Below are 17936 nucleotides of genomic sequence, written 5' to 3'. Positions count from 1 at the left end.
CATGAAATGTTCTCGACGAAACTTCTTAACGAGTGCCGGTGCTGGCGCGGTGATCTTTACCACTGGCGGGTTGGGTGTGGCGGCTCTACAAAATGCTCAGGCAAGCAGTGATGAACAGAAGTCCCCTAAGCGCTATGGCATGGTGCATGACGAAACTGCTTGTATTGGCTGTACCGCTTGTATGGATGCGTGCCGCGAGGTGAATAAAGTGCCAGCTGGCGTTTCTCGCCTTGAGATCTTGCGTAGTGAGCCGCAAGGTGAATTTCCTGATGTTGATTACCGTTTTACCCGAAAATCTTGCCAACATTGTGAAAATCCACCGTGTGTTTACGTTTGCCCTACGGGCGCTGCTTATAAGGATGAAGAGACAGGTATTGTTGATGTACACAAAGAGAAGTGTGTCGGCTGTGGTTATTGTTTAGCCGCTTGTCCTTACCAAGTGCGCTTTTTTAATCCGGAAGATCACGCGGCGGATAAATGTAATTTCTGCCGAGATACTAATTTGGCACAGGGCAAGCAACCAGCCTGTGTTGAGTCTTGTCCCACTCAGGCGCTCACTTTTGGTGATCTCAATGATCCGAATAGTGACGTCAATAATATTATCGACAATAAGGTGGTTTATCGCGATAAGGCCCATTTAGGCACCAAGCCTAAATTGTATAAAGTGCCTCATCAAAAAGGGGAGATCTCATCATGATAGGATTCGACAGTGCGTTCCAATTTGATTCGTTGGTTTGGGACTGGATTATTGCGGTGTATCTCTTCTTGGCTGGTATGTCTGCGGGTGCTGTGATGATTGCGCTTTATCTTAAGCGCCGTGTTATTGAGGGCGACCCTGCTAATAATGGCATTATCAAAGCCATGGCGTGGCTGGCGCCGTTTGGCATCATCTCTGGTTTAACCATACTTATTTTCCACCTGACGAAGCCGCTTTCGTTTTGGAAGATCATGATCTTCTTCAACCCTAATTCAGTGATGTCGATGGGGGTGATCTTATTCCAAGTCTATATGGTGGTTCTGTTTATCTGGATAGGTATGCTGTTTAGAGCGCCAATCATGAATTGGTTTGATGGAAAACTGCCCGATAAACTGCTCAATTTTGCCGATGGCCTGTTGCTGAAAAGTGGCCGATGGAGCAATGGTATTGAGCTGTTCCTTGGTTTTCTGGCGATTGTGCTAGCCGCTTATACTGGCTTTTTACTATCGGCATTGAAAACCTATCCAATGCTCAATAACCCTGTTTTACCTTTGCTGTTTTTGTTCTCAAGTCTGTCATCAGGTGTCGCAGCGTGTTTGATGTTTGGTATCTTGCTGTTTAAAGAGCCTGTGAGCAGCCCAAGTGTGGCTTGGGTGCACTACATTGAAAAACCGATTGTGATGTTCGAGCTGTTTATTTTGGTCACTTTCTTTACCGGTTTGATTTTCAGCGGCGGGCAAAACGAAGTGTCTGCTTGGAATGCCATCGGTGGTGGTTTCTGGTCAAACTGGTTCTGGTTTGGTGTGGTCTTGATGGGGATGTTACTGCCATTAACACTGAATAGCGTGACGTCGAAACGTGTTCAGCATCAAGGTGGTTATATCTTTGTTGTCACCATGCTGAGTTTAGTTGGGGTACTGATGCTACGTACCTTTATCCTTTATGCTGGTCAAATGACGGTGGTGTAATCGATGATTGGAGAGGTAGGGCATTTTGCTTTAATTTGGCTGGCAGTCTCGAGCTTAATGAGTACGGTTTGCTATGCATGGCAAAAGTGGCAACTAAAGCGAGTGCCTACTTCTCTATCGTTTATTGTCGGTCTTAATGGCGTGTTCGCAACGTTAAGTTTATTGATGTTGGCGCTACTGTTTGTTCAAGACCAATTTCAATATGATTACGTGGCTTCTCATTCCAATTCGGCTTTACCTGTCTATTTTAAGGTGGCCGCAGTTTGGGGTGGCCATCAAGGTTCGATGCTGTTTTGGGTCTTTACTTTATCACTCTGTTCGGCATTAATTTCACGTCTAAGCACGAGTAAAGAGTCTGCTTTAACCGGTTATATTGAGGATGTCTGCTGGGTGGTGCAGCTGTTTGTGGCTGCCTTTGCCTGGTTTACCTTGTTGGCCTCCAATCCATTTGTTTATGCTTCCGTTCTGGTCGAACAGGGGCGCGATCTTAACCCTATGTTGCAAGATATTGGGCTGATCTTTCATCCACCGCTGCTCTATTTAGGTTACATTGGTTTTTCTACTGTATTTGCTTTTGCTTTCGCGGCGTTACTTCAAACACCTTATCATCCCGCTTGGATAAAACTCTGTTTGCCTTGGACGATTCTTGCGTGGTTCTTTCTCACCATTGGTATCGTTGTGGGGGCTTGGTGGGCGTATAACGAACTCGGTTGGGGTGGCTGGTGGTTTTGGGACCCGGTGGAAAATGCTTCACTTCTCCCTTGGCTTACTGGTAGTGCATTGTTGCATGTCATGCTCGCGGCAAGGCGCCAGCAACAATTGATGATCTGGGTGGTCATTCTGGCACTGGTTACCTTTAATTTGAGCATTCTTGGCACTTTTATTGTGCGCTCAGGTATTTTGACCTCCGTACATGCATTCGCCGTCGATCCGAGTAAAGGCATTGCGCTTCTGTTGATTTTAGCAGTGACCTTGCTGGTGGGCTTTGTGTTATTGATGCTGAGGAGTGACATGATTCAAAGCGCGCCGATTCAATCGTTGTTCGGTCGAGGCTATTTGATTCTACTCTCACTGGGCTTGTTTTTAGTGGCTACGCTCACGGTGCTACTTGGTACCTTTTATCCGATGTTGTATGAGATGATCGGCTTGGGGCAGATTTCAGTTGGGGCACCTTATTTTAACACCCTGTTTTACCCATTAAGCTTGATCGCATTATTGGTCATGGGGGCGGTTCCACTTCTGAAATGGCATCACGGCAGTCATCTAACACCAACTCAGATCATTTCCCTTGCTAGCATCAGCTTAGCGGCGGGTGCAAGCCTTTACGTACTGCAAGTTGAGGCATTTTCCTTTGCGACATTACTGGTTTGGGCTGGCGCGTGTTGGGTGATCGTGACGCACAGCTATTTCGCTATGATGCAGCGAAAAGTGACCTTTATGTTACTTGCTCATGTCGGCTTTGCGATAGGCTCGATTGGCGCGGTAATGAATGCTGAACACTCTTATGAACTGAATCAGAAAATGTCAGCCGGGACGGTGATCGAAGTGGGTGACTGGCAGGTTGAGTATCTAGAGAGTCATTGGTATATCGGAGCAAATTACACTGCACAGCAAGGCATTATTGAATTTCGTCGCGGTAACGACCACTTTATCGTTAAGCCTGAACGTCGCCATTATCCTGTACGAGTGATGAACATGAGTGAGCCATCAATCAAGAGTGTTTGGAATGGTGATTACTATCTTACGCTCGGCCCAAAAGTGAGTGCACAAGCCTACGCGGTTAAGATTCAATTCAAAGCATATGTTAATTGGATTTGGTTCGGTGCACTGCTGGCGGCTTTTGGGGCTTTAATTCCTTTATCAGCACGAGTTGTCGCTCGTTATAAAGCTCGGAGTGCGTATGGCATTATCGCGCAAGCCTAAAGTCATTATGCTGCTCGCAGGGCTTTTGATTTTTCTTCTTTTTTTATTGTTGGGTATTCGCGCGCCTCACTCGCCGTCGCAGGGAAAATCGGCTGTGGCGATGTTTCCAACTCAGGCAGTCACCACGTTGGCAGCAACAAAACAAATTACACCTCAAACTTTGTTTCAATCGGACTACCAGTTGGTGAATGTGTGGGCTTCATGGTGTGGTGTTTGTCGTGTCGAGCATCAGTTCTTAAACCAACTCGCGGCAAAAGATATTCCCCTGATTGGATTGAATTATCGTGACAGTCAGACGCAAGCTCAACGTTACCTCGACTCACTGGGTGACCCTTACCAAACGGTGATCTATGATCCTAACGGCAACCTTGCGATTGATTTAGGAGTAATAGGCACACCGGAAACCTATTTGGTGGATCGGCATGGCGCCATTTTATATAAACACACTGGCGTGCTTGATCAGCAAGTATGGCAGATTGCTTTTGCTGATTACTTTGACTGACAAGGAGGGGGGATGAGGACGATAGTATGGTTATCACTGTTGATGGTGAACCTTGTTTGGGCTGACTCTTCTGAGTTGTTTATCCCATCGGCACAATCGCAAATTACTCGCGTTGAATTATTCCAATTTACCTCGCCGGAAAAGCAGCGTCAGGCAATTGAGTTGGCGAAATCATTGCGTTGCCCACAATGCCAAAATCAAAACTTAGTGGAATCTAATTCACCGATAGCACTGGATCTACGCTTGTTGGTGTTTGAAAAAATCAATCAAGGTCAGAGTGAACAGCAAGTGATCGATTTTATGACCGCAAGATATGGTGATTTTGTGTTGTATAAACCGCCATTTGTCTGGGCGAATGCGTTATTGTGGGGGCTTCCGGTATTTATGCTGTTGCTGTTTTTGTTGCATAGTGCAACGCGGATTCGAAAAGGGCGCTATGCTTCGGCTGAGGTTTCCTCTGATGATTCAGGTGCACAACGTAGATAAATAGCCGCCCTATGGTATTACCCCTCTCTTCATTTTATCTAACTCGTTCAGCAGCGGTACTTTTCTAAAATGGCTGGAAAAATTGTCTTTAGTTCGTCGCCAAAGATGGGGTAGAGTGACGGTAAATTCAATTCAGAAAAGTCTTTCCCCGTGCAGTACGCAATTGAACAATACGATAAAAATGGCTTTCTTAACGCACCGAAATGGCTTTGGCTCGGCTGGATGTTACTGGCAAAAGCATGGGTGGTTTTTGTGGTTGCAGGCGCGAGCCGTGATAGTGGTAGTACGATATTAAGTTACGTCTACCCAGATCATGACATGCTGTATCTCGGTTTGATGATGGGAATTCCGAGTATCGCGTTAATGTGGTTAGTCAGTTTACGCACACCAGAACGCCGCTGGGCAAGTCTACTTGTTTCTTGGGGCAAGCCGATTACGCTCGCAACTGCGGTTAGCCAATTGATCCAAAGTGTTTACCATGTTTATCTGCAGGCAGGCGCATTTAGCTGGGCTAATGGCTTAATAATGTTACTACTTTTATGGTTTTGCATTTATGTTTACAAAAGCAAAACGGTACGAGATTGTTTTCTGATCCCAGCAACAGATAACAACTGATCCCAATCAAAACACCGATTTCAATAATCATTACACTGAGCAAAAATAAAATAACGAGGAGCTCTTAAATGTCACAGCCTCAAACGGCCATCCTTCCAGAAGCGGAGCCATTTGCACAGTACATTCAGCTAAAAGTACGTCAAAATGCCGCGCAAGTTCTTACTCAACTACAAGCTTTACCAAGCTTGGTGGACGAACTTAATCAACAGCAATGCAATGCGAAGTTAAGTCTTTCTATCGCATTCACTCATCATTTTTGGGCGCAATTGAATCAAGCCATGCCAGCTGAGTTGATTGAATTTCCTCAACTAGGTGAAGGTGACATTGTTGCTCCAAGCAGCGATGTTGATGTTTTGATTCATCTGCATTCAACCCGTCCTGATTTACACTTTTATGTGGTACGCAAACTGCTTGCCGAAATTGCAGATGATGTTGTGGTTGTCGATGAAACCGCCGGTTTCCGCTACCTTGATGCGCGTGACATGACGATGTTTATCGATGGTACTGAAAACCCGAAAGAAGGCATGCGTGAAGAAGTCGCCATCGTTCCTCAAGGGGAGTTTGTTGGCGGTAGCTACGTGATGGTTCAACGTTTTATCCATAACTTACCGGCATGGAATCGTCTTAGTGTACAAGCACAAGAGAAAGTGATCGGCCGAACTAAACCTGATTCGATTGAGTTAGACGATGTGCCTGCCGCTTCGCACGTGGGTCGTGTTGACATCAAAGAAGATGGCAAGGGATTGAAGATTGTTCGTCATAGCTTGCCATATGGTAGTGCAAGTGGCGAGCATGGACTGCTGTTTATCGCTTACTGCAATACGCTACATAATTTTAAAACCATGCTAGAAAGTATGTATGGTGTAACCGACGGTAAAACCGACCAGATGTTGCGTTTTACGCACGCGGTAACCGGTGCGTACTTCTTTGCACCAAGCCAAGAAATGTTACAGAGTCTTCGCGTTAAGTAATCACCCATTACCTAGCATGATAGATTGATAAACCGAGCCTGCGAGCTCGGTTTTTTTATACTTGTTCCTCTCATGCGCAAAAAAACTAAAGATCTCTGAGATTTGCCGATAAAAAGACAATACCGGTAAAAGGCTATTTATCTTATGACGATCACTGTTAATACCAATGTCTCGGCAATGACCGCGCAACGCCATCTTGGCAACGCAACGCAATTGCTGAATCAATCCTTGGAGAGACTCTCTTCAGGGAGTCGTATTAATAGCGCTAAGGATGATGCGGCGGGATTGCAGATATCCAATCGTCTTGAAAGCCAAATGAGTGGGCTTGATGTGGCGATGCGTAATGCCAATGATGGTATTTCCATCATGCAGACTGCGGAAGGGGCGATGACAGAGTCGACCAATATCCTGCAACGCATGCGTGATCTCTCTTTACAATCTTCTAATGGCTCGAATAGTGGTTCGGAGCGGCAAGCCCTTCAAGAAGAAATGACGGCTTTGAATGATGAATTGAACCGAATTGCTGAAACCACCTCTTTTGGTGGTCAAAAATTGCTCAATGGATCGTTTAAAGAGGCTGCTTTTCAGATTGGTGCCAGTTCTGGTGAAGCGGTGCAGGTATCATTGAATAATATGCGTACCGATACGTTGGCTATGGGTGGTTTTAGCTATGTCGCGGGAGCTAAGGCGAGTGAAGAGTGGCAGGTTGGTGCGGATAATCGCCAATTAAATCTCTCTTTTACTAACGCGAAAGGTGTGCAAGAGCAAATTAATATCCAAGCCAAAGTAGGTGATGATATCGAAGAGTTGGCTACCTATATTAACGGTCAAACCGATAGAGTATCGGCTTCTGTGAATGAAGAGGGACAACTGCAAATCTATATGGCTGGCAAGGAAACTTCCGGTACGATCAGCTTTTCCGGTAGCTTAGCCAACCAACTGCAGATGAACCTGACTGGATATGAGTCGGTTGATAGTCTCGATATCACTCAAGCCGGTGGAGCACAGCGCGCGGTCTCGGTGATTGATACTGCTTTGCAGTTTGTTGATAGCCATCGAGCTGAGTTGGGGGCAATGCAAAATCGTTTTGGTCACTCGATTAATAATCTCAGTAATATTAACGAGAATCTTGCTGCCTCGAACAGTCGGATTAAAGATACCGACTACGCCAAAGAAACCACGCAAATGGTTAAGCAGCAAATCTTGCAGCAAGTGAGTACCTCTATTTTGGCGCAAGCGAAACAACAACCTAACCTCGCTTTAACCCTTTTAAATTAATCTTGTATAGCCAATAGGGCGCGTGAATGCGGATAGTATAAGGCGTGGCTTGTGCGCTTGTCTTAAAAAAGAGAACGCTATCGACCAGTGATAATAAACCTTTAGTAAATAAATCGACTTTTTATTGTTTTTATCCCGCTCATCACACTCTTCTGGCTAAAGCGTCTTTTTTCAAAAAAAACTTAAAAAAATTCTAAAGGTTTTCAAAACCGCGCCGTTAATAAAAGTAACTTTGAGAGAACTACTTGGTTTTCCGAGACGTCGGAAACCGGAAACATCGGAAAATCAATTGGAGATAACACCATGGCAGTGAATGTAAATACTAACGTTTCAGCAATGACAGCTCAGCGTTACCTTAACCAAGCAACTAGCGCACAACAAACTTCAATGGAGCGTCTATCGTCTGGTTCTAAAATCAACAGCGCAAAAGATGACGCTGCTGGTCTACAAATTTCAAACCGCTTGAATGTACAAAGCCGCGGTCTAGATGTTGCAGTACGTAACGCGAACGATGGTATCTCTATCGCTCAGACTGCTGAAGGTGCGATGAACGAAACAACGAACATCCTGCAACGTATGCGTGACCTATCGCTACAATCTTCAAACGGTTCTAACTCTGATTCAGAGCGCGTAGCAATCCAGGAAGAAGTAACATCTCTAAACGATGAGCTTAACCGTATTGCTGAAACAACTTCTTTCGGTGGCAACAAGCTTCTAAACGGCACGTTCAGCACTAAATCAATGCAGATTGGTGCGGACAACGGTGAAGCAGTAATGCTAACGCTAAACGACATGCGTAGCGACAACGCAGGTATGGGCGGCACGGCTTACAAAGCAGCGGCTGAAAATGCTAAAGATAAAGATTGGGGTGTAGAAGCGGGTAAAAACACGCTAGAAATCACTCTAACTGCTAAAGATGGTGCAGCACCTGAAACTATCGCTATCAACGCGAAAGAAGGTGACGATATCGAAGAACTAGCAACTTACATCAACGGTCAAACAGATAAAGTTAAAGCATCTGTTGACGAAGATGGTCGTCTACAAGTGTTCGCTGGTAGCAACAAAGTTGACGGTGCAGTGTCTTTTGGTGGTTCACTAGCGGGTGAACTAGGTATGAGCGCAGGTAAAGCGGAAACGGTTGATACTATCGACGTAACTTCTGTTGGTGGCGCACAGCAATCTGTAGCGGTAATCGACGCAGCACTAAACTACGTAGATAGCCACCGTGCAGAACTAGGTGCATTCCAAAACCGTTTCGACCATGCAATCAGCAACTTAGATAACATCAACGAAAACGTGAACGCATCTAAGAGCCGCATCAAAGACACTGACTTCGCGAAAGAAACAACAGCGCTTACTAAGTCGCAAATTCTTTCTCAAGCATCAAGCTCAGTTCTTGCTCAAGCGAAACAAGCGCCAAACTCTGCACTAAGCCTACTAGGCTAATCGTCAGAATAAACAAAAACCCAGCCTCGGCTGGGTTTTTTTGTATCCGGCTATTTCCACTCAACAAAAGATTTCGATGAATTTCACGCTTTTGTTATCAATTTAGCCGAATGATAAAAAAAGCGAATTTTTCTCTAAAGGTTACATTTTCCTCGCCGTTAAAGGACTGAGAGAAATGATATGCGTCAAAGTGAGGTGAGAGACACTGCGGCGCATGCCCCGATGCCAAAGGAGATCAATTATGGCGATCAACGTAAACACGAATGTGTCTGCAATGACAGCACAGCGGTACGTAAACAATGCAACCGACGGGATGCAGAAGTCTATGGAACGCTTGTCGTCAGGTTACAAAATCAACAGCGCGAAAGATGATGCTGCTGGTCTGCAAATTTCAAACCGCTTAACATCTCAAAGCCGTGGTTTGGATATGGCAGTAAAAAATGCCAATGATGGTATTTCGATTGCGCAAACCGCAGAAGGTGCGATGAATGAAACCACCAATATTCTGCAACGTATGCGCGATCTATCATTGCAATCATCAAACGGTTCGAACTCAAGTTCTGAGCGTGTTGCGATCCAAGAAGAAGTAACAGCATTAAACGATGAACTCAATCGTATTGCGGAAACAACTTCCTTTGGTGGTAATAAGCTATTGAATGGACAGTACGGCAGCCAATCGTTTCAGATTGGTTCAAGCTCGGGTGAAGCGGTAAAACTGACCATGGGTGACATGCGTTCAGATACGGCCAGCATGGGTGGTAAAACGTACCAAGTGACAGCCGGTAAAACGCCTGATTGGCGAGTACAAGCGGATACCACTGACATCACATTTGATTATTCAGATGCGAACGGTGAAGCGAAGTCATTGACGATCAACGCGAAAGCAGGCGATGATATTGAGCAATTGGCCACTTATATTAATGGTCAAAGCGACGATGTTAAAGCCTCTGTGGGCGAAGATGGTAAAATGCAGTTATTTGCAGCAACAAACCAAGTGAAAGGCGAGGTCACCGTGGGTGGTGCACTGGGCAGTGATCTCGGTTTTGCTGCCGCAAAAGACGTGACAGTCGCTGACGTGGATGTGAGCACAGTGGCAGGATCGCAATTAGCGGTTTCTGTGATTGATAGCGCGCTTAAATCCGTTGATAGCCAACGAGCATCGTTAGGTGCTTTCCAAAACCGTTTTGATCATGCGATCAGCAATTTGGATAACATCAATGAAAACGTAAACGCATCGCGTGGACGTATTCGTGATACTGACTATGCAAAAGAAACAACCCAAATGACCAAGTCGCAGATTTTGCAGCAAGCCAGTACTTCGGTTTTGGCACAAGCGAAGCAGAGCCCAACTGCAGCATTAAGTCTCTTGGGTTAAGGTCAAGCAATACCGAGCTGACTAAGCCAAGCACCTGAAGGTGGATTGGCTTATGAGGTGGAAGGGAGATTGTTATGGAGATACCGTCCTACGCATCGAACATCCAGTCCCATGGCTCACAAAGTGGCACTAAAATTGCTTCAGGATATGATAATTCGCAAGGCACTTCCTCGGCTTCGAAGGCAGTTGTGGCATCAGAAATAAGCCAGTTAACCTCACGCGGAATTGAACAAGCAATGGAAGCGACTCAGTCTCAACTGAAGTTTTCAGAGCAAGAACGTGAGAAAGTAGTGGAACAGATGAATGAGTTCATCTCGACCATTCAAACTGGCTTATCGTTTCGGGTAGATGAAGCGTCCGGACGAGATGTGGTGACCATCTATGAAGAGAGTACTGGTGAAATTATTCGCCAGATACCTGATGAGGAGATGTTAGAAGTTTTGCGGCGTCTTAGAGAACAAACAGCGCGTTATTCGTCAGGGCTGTTGATCGATAAGGTGTAATGTATTTTTGAGGTGATTAGATGAGTTTTGGCCCCGTAGGGATGAATTCTGGCATGGATATCAATGCCATGGTAGGCAAAATTGTTGAGGCGGAGCGTGCACCTAAGCAGCAACGTATTAACAATGAGCAGACCAAAATTGAATCCAGTGTTAGTGCCTACGGCCGACTCAGAGAGTCGCTGGATACGATGAAAAACTTGATGGCGAGTTTTCGCCAAGAAAAGGCGTTTGCGGCAAGAAAGGTTGATACTACTGATGATGCCGTCGTGTCAGCAACCGCCACTACTGAAGCGATCGCAGGCCGTTATGCTGTCGATGTGTTGCAACTTGCTCAAAGCCATAAGATTGCCTCGGATGTTTTTCCAGACGATGCAAAATTTGGTGAGGGCAAGTTGCGTATTTCGCTTGGTAACAAGTCATTCGATGTAGACGTAAAACAGCACTCTAAGCTAAGCGATGTTGTCCGTGGAATTAACGGCAGCAAAAGCAACCCTGGAGTGCGTGCGTCAGTGATCAATGATACCAACGGTCCTCGTTTGATTGTTGCCTCTGATTTATCTGGTCAAGACCATGCGGTCAGCATGAAAGTGGAGACCAACCAACCGAATAACCTTCTGAAGCAGTTAGAGTACAAAACTCTAGAGCAGCGTGTCTCTGATTTAGAAAAAGCACGTGCCACGGCTCAAGAACTGCTGAATCCTTTAACGCCTCAAGAGCAATTGGTCGCCGATCGTATCGCCCAACGCAATATCGATGCGGCAAAGGTTGTCGATAGTGAGATTGCCGATGCAAGCCGACAGGCGGCAACGGTTGTCGACCCTAATGCGGCAAAAGACATCACACCGGTTAACCAAATTTCCGAAAAAGCCATTGCGGCTGCTGCGGGCGCAGGGCAAGCGGCCAACAAATACATCAAACCAGAAGATCGCATCCCAGGGTGGACACCAACTGCATCGGGCACGTTACTCGATTCTTATTGGGAGCCAGAGCCACAGCTAGATGACAAAGCGCGTGAAAAAGCGGGCGATATTCCGGGATGGAGCAATACCGCTTCTGGGACACTGACCGATTCTTATGTCACGCCTAAAGAAGCGCAAGCCGCACTGGATAAGAAACTGGCTGCCGAACAAGCGGTCATTAAGGCTGCGCATCAAGATGAAATCGATCAAATTGATGCGGCATTGGCGGCGGGTAATATGGATGATGCGCAAGCCAAGCAGGCAAAAATGGAGATGTTACCGCCCGAACAGCGCGATTATTTACAGCGTATCGAGCAAGCTCAACAGGCGTTAAAAGCGGCACAAGGCTCATTTGATACCTACAGCGGTATGAGTCAGGTGCAAGCCGCGCAAGATTCTAAAGTCATGCTTGATGGTGTTGCTCAGCTATCGAGTAACAATAACATCATTGAAAATGCGATTGATGGGGTCGATTTGACTCTTAAAGGTCGCACTCAACCGGGTAAACAAGCTTCGGAAATCGACATTGAGTATGATCGTCAAGGTGTGCGTGAAGATATTGAACAGTTCGTTTCGGCGTATAACCAGTTCTACCAATTGTCGAAAGATCTCGCCACGTTTGACCCAATGACAGGCCAAGCAGGCCCATTAGCGGGTGACAGCATTATCCGCAGCGCAGATTCACGCTTAAAGGCGGTTTTCTCCCAATCGGTCGAGCCTGCACCACAAGATCTAAAGTCACTGACGGAATTTGGCATCACCACGACTCGTCAGGGGTCATTGGAAATAAACTATGAAATGCTTGATCGCCAACTGAACAACAATTTCAATAAATTGGAAGATTTTTTCGGCGGCAATCAGGGATTCGCTAAAAAAGTGGAAGATGCGATCCATGGCTTAACTGGCGTACAGGGTTCGCTGCGAACTCGTGAGCAGAGTCTTGTTGAACGAAACTACCGTTTGCAAGATGATCAAGTGAAACTTGATCGTCGTATGGAAGGCTTACAAGACCGCACTCACGCCAAATTTAGTGCGATGCAAGATTCAACCAGCAATATGCAAGCGCAGTTAGCGGGGATGATGAGTGCACTCAACCGATAATTTCACCGAACAACTTAAGCAGTTAAGTGATCTAGATCACATAATAAAGAGTGAGCTTTCAGCCAGTGACATTAACACTGAAGAAATCACTGAGTTGGTCGATAAAAGAGAACAATTGTTGCAGAGACTGCTCTGCACGATAGACGAGTTGCCACAATTATCTCAAACTGAGCAGTGGCAACAAGCAATCAAAGAGACTCAAAATGTGGTGCTGCTGATGCAAAGCAAAACCACATTGATCGGTCAAACATTATATAAGTATCGTCACGGCAATAAGTCCGTGCAGCAATATAAAAAGTTTTTGTAGAAGAGGAATGCTATGCGCGGTTCATTACAGGCTTATAAGAAGGTATCGGTAGATAGCCAGCTCACCGCGGCCTCCCCGCATAAAATCGTTCAGATGCTGATGGCTGGCGCAATTGAGCGCTTGATTCAAGGCAAGGCTGCAATGCAGCAAGGAAATATTCCTGTAAAAGGTGAACGTTTAGGTAAAGCGCTCGACATCATCATTAGTTTACGCAGTTGTTTATCGATGGATGATGGTGGAGATATTGCGCAAAACTTGGATCAACTCTACGAATTTATGATTACGCAGATCACTGCCGCAAATCATAAGAATGACCCTCAACCTTTGGATGATGTGATTGACATTATTCGTGAGATCAAATCGGCGTGGGATCAGATACCAACAGAGTTTCATAACTTAACTGCGCAAGATGTAGGGATGTAATAAAATCATTAAAAAAGGTTAAATTATTTAGATATTTAAAAGAAATAGCCTTGGCTTAATATCACACCTCCTAATTGCTTGGTTGCCTTATTTTTTTTATCAAATAAAATAGAAGCCACTAACTAGCCTAGTGGCTTATTTTATTGCCGAATTTTGTAAATTGATTGTCGTTAATAATTACTCGAACTAAGAGACGCGATTTTCATCAGTTTGGCCGATTCAAGTATTTAATGAAGGCAATCATTCTCATCTATGCAAGGCTTAGCAAAACTACTTGTTATTGAAGACGACGCTCAGGCGCAAACGAATCTAGCTTCTATTTTAGATTTTGTTGGCGAGCCATGCGAAGTTGTCAATGCAGCACAAATTGATACGTTAGACTTTTCAGGCGTTTGGTCTGGTTGCATCATTGGTTCTATTCTTCAACCAGCACACGCAACCAAGCTTAACGACAAACTGTCTCGCGCCAGTCATATTCCACTTCTGATCGCCAACAAGCAGTTTACGTTTGCCGAGGAGTTGACTAACTATGTTGGTGACCTCGCTTATCCGCTGAATTACCCGCAATTGAGTGAAGCTTTACGCCATTGTAAGGATTTTCTTGGTCGCAAAGGTGTTAACGTTGTTTCTTCTGCTCGTAAAAATACGCTCTTTCGTAGCCTAGTTGGTCAGAGCCGTGGCATTAAAGATGTCCGCCACCTGATTGAGCAAGTCTCGTCGACGGAAGCCAATGTCTTGATTCTTGGTGAGTCGGGAACGGGTAAAGAAGTAGTGGCGCGCAATATTCATTATCACTCTTCTCGCCGTGGTGGGCCTTTTGTGCCAATCAACTGTGGTGCGATTCCACCTGATTTGTTGGAAAGTGAGTTATTTGGCCACGAAAAAGGCGCGTTTACAGGTGCGATCACCGCGCGTAAAGGCCGTTTTGAGTTAGCAGAAGGCGGCACGCTATTCCTTGATGAGATTGGCGACATGCCAATGCCAATGCAAGTGAAACTACTGCGTGTGTTGCAAGAGCGCTGTTTTGAGCGAGTGGGTGGCAACAACACTATTCGTGCTGATGTTCGCGTGATTGCCGCAACGCATCGCAATTTAGACATCATGATCAGCGACGAATCTTTCCGTGAAGATCTTTACTACCGAATTAATGTTTTCCCGATTGAAATGCCAGCTTTGCGTGATCGTAAAGAAGACATTCCTTTGTTGTTGCAAGAACTGATGACGCGTATGCAAGCAGAAGGGGCACAACCAATCTGCTTTACGCCACGGGCAATCAACTCCTTAATGGAACATGATTGGCCAGGCAACGTGCGTGAGTTAGCCAATTTAGTCGAACGAATGATCATTCTTTATCCCAACAGTTTGGTCGACGTCAATCACTTGCCAACTAAGTATCGTTATAGTGATATTCCTGAATTTCAGCCAGAATCGAACCCATTGGTTTCGGTTGAAGAGCAGGAGCGTGACGTACTACACAACATCTTCTCTGACGATTTTAGTTTGGATGAGCTCGATGTATTTGCTGATAATGAACACGCACCACAAGCTCTACCACCAGAAGGATTGAATCTTAAAGAGATGCTGGCAGAGCTTGAGGTTAATATGATCAACCAAGCGCTTGATGCACAAGCGGGTGTGGTGGCACGTGCTGCTGATATGCTGGGTATGCGTCGTACTACCTTGGTAGAGAAGATGCGAAAGTACAATCTTCAACGTTAGTTTTTCGTAGTGTCAAAATAATGGCATTGAATTAAGTTGTTGAAAATTAAAAATAAATGGCTTGGCGTGTATTTTGCATGTCAGGCCATTGTAGTATTCAAGGCAAAAAAACGGCGTAGGCGCATAACCCATGGACAACCATTTAGGCTCATTAGAAGAACAAGTAGAACGCTATAAACAGGTTTTAGATGTGATGCCTGCGGGAGTTATTCTGCTCGACACTCAAGGTGTGGTGCGTGAAGTAAACCCAGAAGCGGAACGTCTATTGGAAGTACCATTGGTGGGATATAAATGGTTTGAAGTCATTCAGTGGGCTTTTGCCCCACGTGAAGACGATGGCCATGAGATTTCGTTACGTAATGGACGTAAAGTGCGTTTAGCCATCTCTGCTTCAGCGACGGGACAGCTCATTCTGATTACGGATCTGACCGAGACCCGTTTATTGCAGTCACGCATTAGTGATCTACAGCGCTTATCTTCGTTAGGAAGAATGGTGGCATCCTTGGCACATCAAGTGAGAACACCACTCTCGAGCGCGATGCTTTATGCCTCAAATCTTGCGGCGCCAAATTTACCGCCAGCGACAAAAGATCGCTTTCAAAGCAAGTTAGTTGATCGACTGCAAGACCTTGAAAAACAAGTTAATGATATGCTGTTGTTTGCCAAAGGTGGCGACAACAAGGTTGTGAAAGCATTTACCGTTGCCGAATTGGTGGCGGAGTTCTCACCTATGGTCGAAACGGCGTTGAAGAATAACCTCATCGACTATTGCCTAGAAGTAGAAGGCGAAGAGACTCGGCTGTTGGGTAATGCTAATGCCATTGCGTCAGCGCTGAGTAACTTGGTGATGAACGCGATTCAAATTGCGGGTAAAGAGTCACAAATTGATGTCTTTTTCCGTCCGGTAAATAACGAATTAAAGATCTCGGTGCAAGACAGTGGGCCGGGTGTTGCGAAAGAATTGCAGCAAAAAATTATGGAACCTTTCTTTACCACTCGCTCACAAGGTACTGGCCTTGGTTTAGCGGTAGTACAGATGGTTTGTCGCGCGCACGACGGAAAATTGGAACTCATTTCTGAGGAAGGGGATGGAGCATGTTTTACCATGTGCATACCACTGGAAAGTGCTCCCCAACTCGACCAATCAGTCACGACTGGAGAATAACATGGCTCAAAGCAAGGTACTTATCGTAGAAGATGACGAAGGTTTACGCGAAGCACTCGTTGACACCTTAGCGCTTGCTGGCTACGAATGGCTTGAAGCGGACAGTGCGGAAGACGCATTGGTGAAGCTGAAATCGAATGCCGTGGACATTGTTGTGTCTGATGTTCAAATGGCTGGCATGGGCGGTCTTGCGCTGCTACGCAACATCAAGCAACACTGGCCTAATTTACCGGTATTGCTGATGACGGCTTACGCCAATATTGAAGATGCCGTTTCAGCGATGAAAGATGGCGCTATCGATTACATGGCAAAGCCTTTTGCACCAGAAGTTCTGTTGAATATGGTCAGTCGTTATGCCCCCGTCAAATCAGATGATAACGGTGATGCAGTCGTCGCTGATGAGAAAAGTTTGAAGCTACTGGCATTGGCTGACAAAGTCGCTCGTACTGATGCCAACGTCATGGTGCTTGGCCCGAGTGGTTCAGGTAAAGAAGTGATGTCGCGTTACATTCACAATGCCTCATTACGTAAAAATGGCCCATTTGTGGCGATCAACTGCGCCGCGATCCCAGACAATATGCTCGAAGCGACGCTGTTTGGTTACGAGAAAGGTGCCTTTACTGGTGCTGTGCAGGCGTGTCCAGGCAAATTTGAACAAGCGCAAGGCGGTACGATTTTGCTGGATGAAATCAGCGAAATGGATCTGAGCCTACAAGCCAAGTTATTGCGTGTATTGCAAGAGCGCGAAGTGGAACGCTTAGGTGGCCGTAAGAGCATTAAACTGGATGTGCGTGTTTTGGCAACCAGTAACCGAGATCTTAAACAGTACGTTCAAGAAGGGAACTTCCGTGAAGACTTGTATTACCGTCTTAACGTTTTCCCAATTGCGTGGCCTGCCTTGTGTGAACGCAAAGGTGATATTGAGCCACTAGCGCGCCATCTTGTGGAACGTCATTGCCAGAAGTTGGGTATGCCAGTTCCAAGCTTGAGCGAACAGGCATTGGCTAAACTGCTGTCATACCCTTGGCCGGGTAATGTGCGTGAATTGGATAACGTGGTGCAACGCGCCTTGATCCTGAGTGAAAATAACCACATTGGTGGTGAACATATTTTGCTGGAAGGATTGGATTGGCAAGATGCTACCAGTTTGCAACAAGTGGTGGAAAATGGCTCAGTGGCGATGCCAACCATCAAACCGGTTGCAGAAGTGGACGCTTTCAAAGGTTTATCGACGCCAACGGGTTTGGGCAATGAACTAAGAGACCAGGAATACACCATTATTCTTGAAACTTTGGTTGAGTGCGCTGGACGCCGCAAAGAAATGGCCGACAAGTTAGGCATCAGCCCCCGCACTTTGCGCTACAAGCTCGCAAAAATGCGTGATGCAGGGATTGATATTCCAAACTAACGTGCTATTTTCGTAGGCTTAATAGTGCGTGGCATACTCTTTGCAGCGTCAGTAATACAACGAAGTTGCTTGTCAAAGAATTGACATTAG

At 45.8% G+C, this 17936-nt stretch carries 17 protein-coding genes; all 17 read left to right on the top strand.

The window, feature by feature from the left end:
• Position 1 precedes the first annotated feature (1 nt).
• Complete coding sequence (gene nrfC / locus RJD38_RS02330) at positions 2-697, top strand: cytochrome c nitrite reductase Fe-S protein (RefSeq protein WP_065430736.1); 696 nt, start codon at positions 2-4, stop codon at positions 695-697.
• Positions 694-1665 carry a cytochrome c nitrite reductase subunit NrfD gene (nrfD, locus tag RJD38_RS02325; protein WP_065430735.1) on the top strand — a complete coding sequence of 324 codons (972 nt, stop codon included), beginning with the start codon at positions 694-696 and terminating at the stop codon, positions 1663-1665. Before nrfC ends, nrfD begins: the two co-directional genes overlap by 4 nt.
• A 3-nt stretch (positions 1666-1668) precedes the next feature.
• Positions 1669-3588 (top strand): heme lyase CcmF/NrfE family subunit, encoded by a 1920-nt coding sequence (locus tag RJD38_RS02320; RefSeq protein WP_065430734.1) that lies wholly within the window; start codon positions 1669-1671, stop codon positions 3586-3588.
• Complete coding sequence (locus tag RJD38_RS02315) at positions 3566-4090, top strand: DsbE family thiol:disulfide interchange protein (protein ID WP_065430733.1); 525 nt, start codon at positions 3566-3568, stop codon at positions 4088-4090. The genes RJD38_RS02320 and RJD38_RS02315 overlap by 23 nt, the downstream gene beginning before the upstream one ends.
• Positions 4091-4102: 12 nt before the next feature.
• Positions 4103-4576, top strand: a complete 474-nt coding sequence (gene nrfF / locus RJD38_RS02310) for a heme lyase NrfEFG subunit NrfF (RefSeq protein ID WP_005598926.1) — start codon at positions 4103-4105, stop codon at positions 4574-4576.
• A 150-nt stretch (positions 4577-4726) separates the two neighbouring features.
• Positions 4727-5191 (top strand): DUF2919 domain-containing protein, encoded by a 465-nt coding sequence (locus RJD38_RS02305; protein ID WP_065430732.1) that lies wholly within the window; start codon positions 4727-4729, stop codon positions 5189-5191.
• A 68-nt stretch (positions 5192-5259) separates the two neighbouring features.
• A complete protein-coding gene (locus tag RJD38_RS02300) occupies positions 5260-6162 on the top strand; it encodes a Dyp-type peroxidase (RefSeq protein ID WP_005598922.1) in 903 nt (300 codons plus the stop codon).
• Positions 6163-6306: 144 nt separating this feature from the next.
• Positions 6307-7440, top strand: a complete 1134-nt coding sequence (locus RJD38_RS02295) for a flagellin (RefSeq protein ID WP_065430731.1) — start codon at positions 6307-6309, stop codon at positions 7438-7440.
• 303 nt (positions 7441-7743) lie between these two features.
• Positions 7744-8886, top strand: a complete 1143-nt coding sequence (locus RJD38_RS02290; protein WP_006710514.1) for a flagellin — start codon at positions 7744-7746, stop codon at positions 8884-8886.
• A gap of 241 nt (positions 8887-9127) precedes the next feature.
• Entirely contained in the window at positions 9128-10261 is a 1134-nt protein-coding gene (locus RJD38_RS02285) for a flagellin (protein ID WP_065430730.1), read from the top strand.
• 74 nt (positions 10262-10335) lie between these two features.
• Positions 10336-10764, top strand: a complete 429-nt coding sequence (gene flaG, locus RJD38_RS02280; protein WP_005598399.1) for a flagellar protein FlaG — start codon at positions 10336-10338, stop codon at positions 10762-10764.
• A 20-nt stretch (positions 10765-10784) separates the two neighbouring features.
• Positions 10785-12824, top strand: a complete 2040-nt coding sequence (gene fliD, locus RJD38_RS02275; protein WP_005598397.1) for a flagellar filament capping protein FliD — start codon at positions 10785-10787, stop codon at positions 12822-12824.
• Positions 12808-13131, top strand: coding sequence for a flagellar rod protein FlaI (locus RJD38_RS02270; protein WP_065430729.1), 324 nt, complete (start codon positions 12808-12810; stop codon positions 13129-13131). Before fliD ends, RJD38_RS02270 begins: the two co-directional genes overlap by 17 nt.
• A gap of 12 nt (positions 13132-13143) precedes the next feature.
• Positions 13144-13554, top strand: a complete 411-nt coding sequence (gene fliS, locus RJD38_RS02265; protein ID WP_005598393.1) for a flagellar export chaperone FliS — start codon at positions 13144-13146, stop codon at positions 13552-13554.
• Positions 13555-13806: 252 nt separating this feature from the next.
• A complete protein-coding gene (locus tag RJD38_RS02260) occupies positions 13807-15273 on the top strand; it encodes a sigma-54 dependent transcriptional regulator (RefSeq protein WP_065430728.1) in 1467 nt (488 codons plus the stop codon).
• A gap of 130 nt (positions 15274-15403) precedes the next feature.
• Positions 15404-16438 carry a sensor histidine kinase gene (locus RJD38_RS02255; protein ID WP_005598389.1) on the top strand — a complete coding sequence of 345 codons (1035 nt, stop codon included), beginning with the start codon at positions 15404-15406 and terminating at the stop codon, positions 16436-16438.
• A 1-nt stretch (position 16439) separates the two neighbouring features.
• On the top strand, positions 16440-17846 hold the full coding sequence (locus RJD38_RS02250; protein WP_065430727.1) for a sigma-54-dependent transcriptional regulator: 1407 nt from the start codon (positions 16440-16442) through the stop codon (positions 17844-17846).
• Positions 17847-17936: the final 90 nt, after the last annotated feature.

This window comes from Vibrio scophthalmi (assembly GCF_040869025.1).
GTDB classification, from domain to species: Bacteria; Pseudomonadota; Gammaproteobacteria; order Enterobacterales; family Vibrionaceae; genus Vibrio; species Vibrio scophthalmi.
This window is presented reverse-complemented; position numbering and strand designations above follow the sequence as displayed.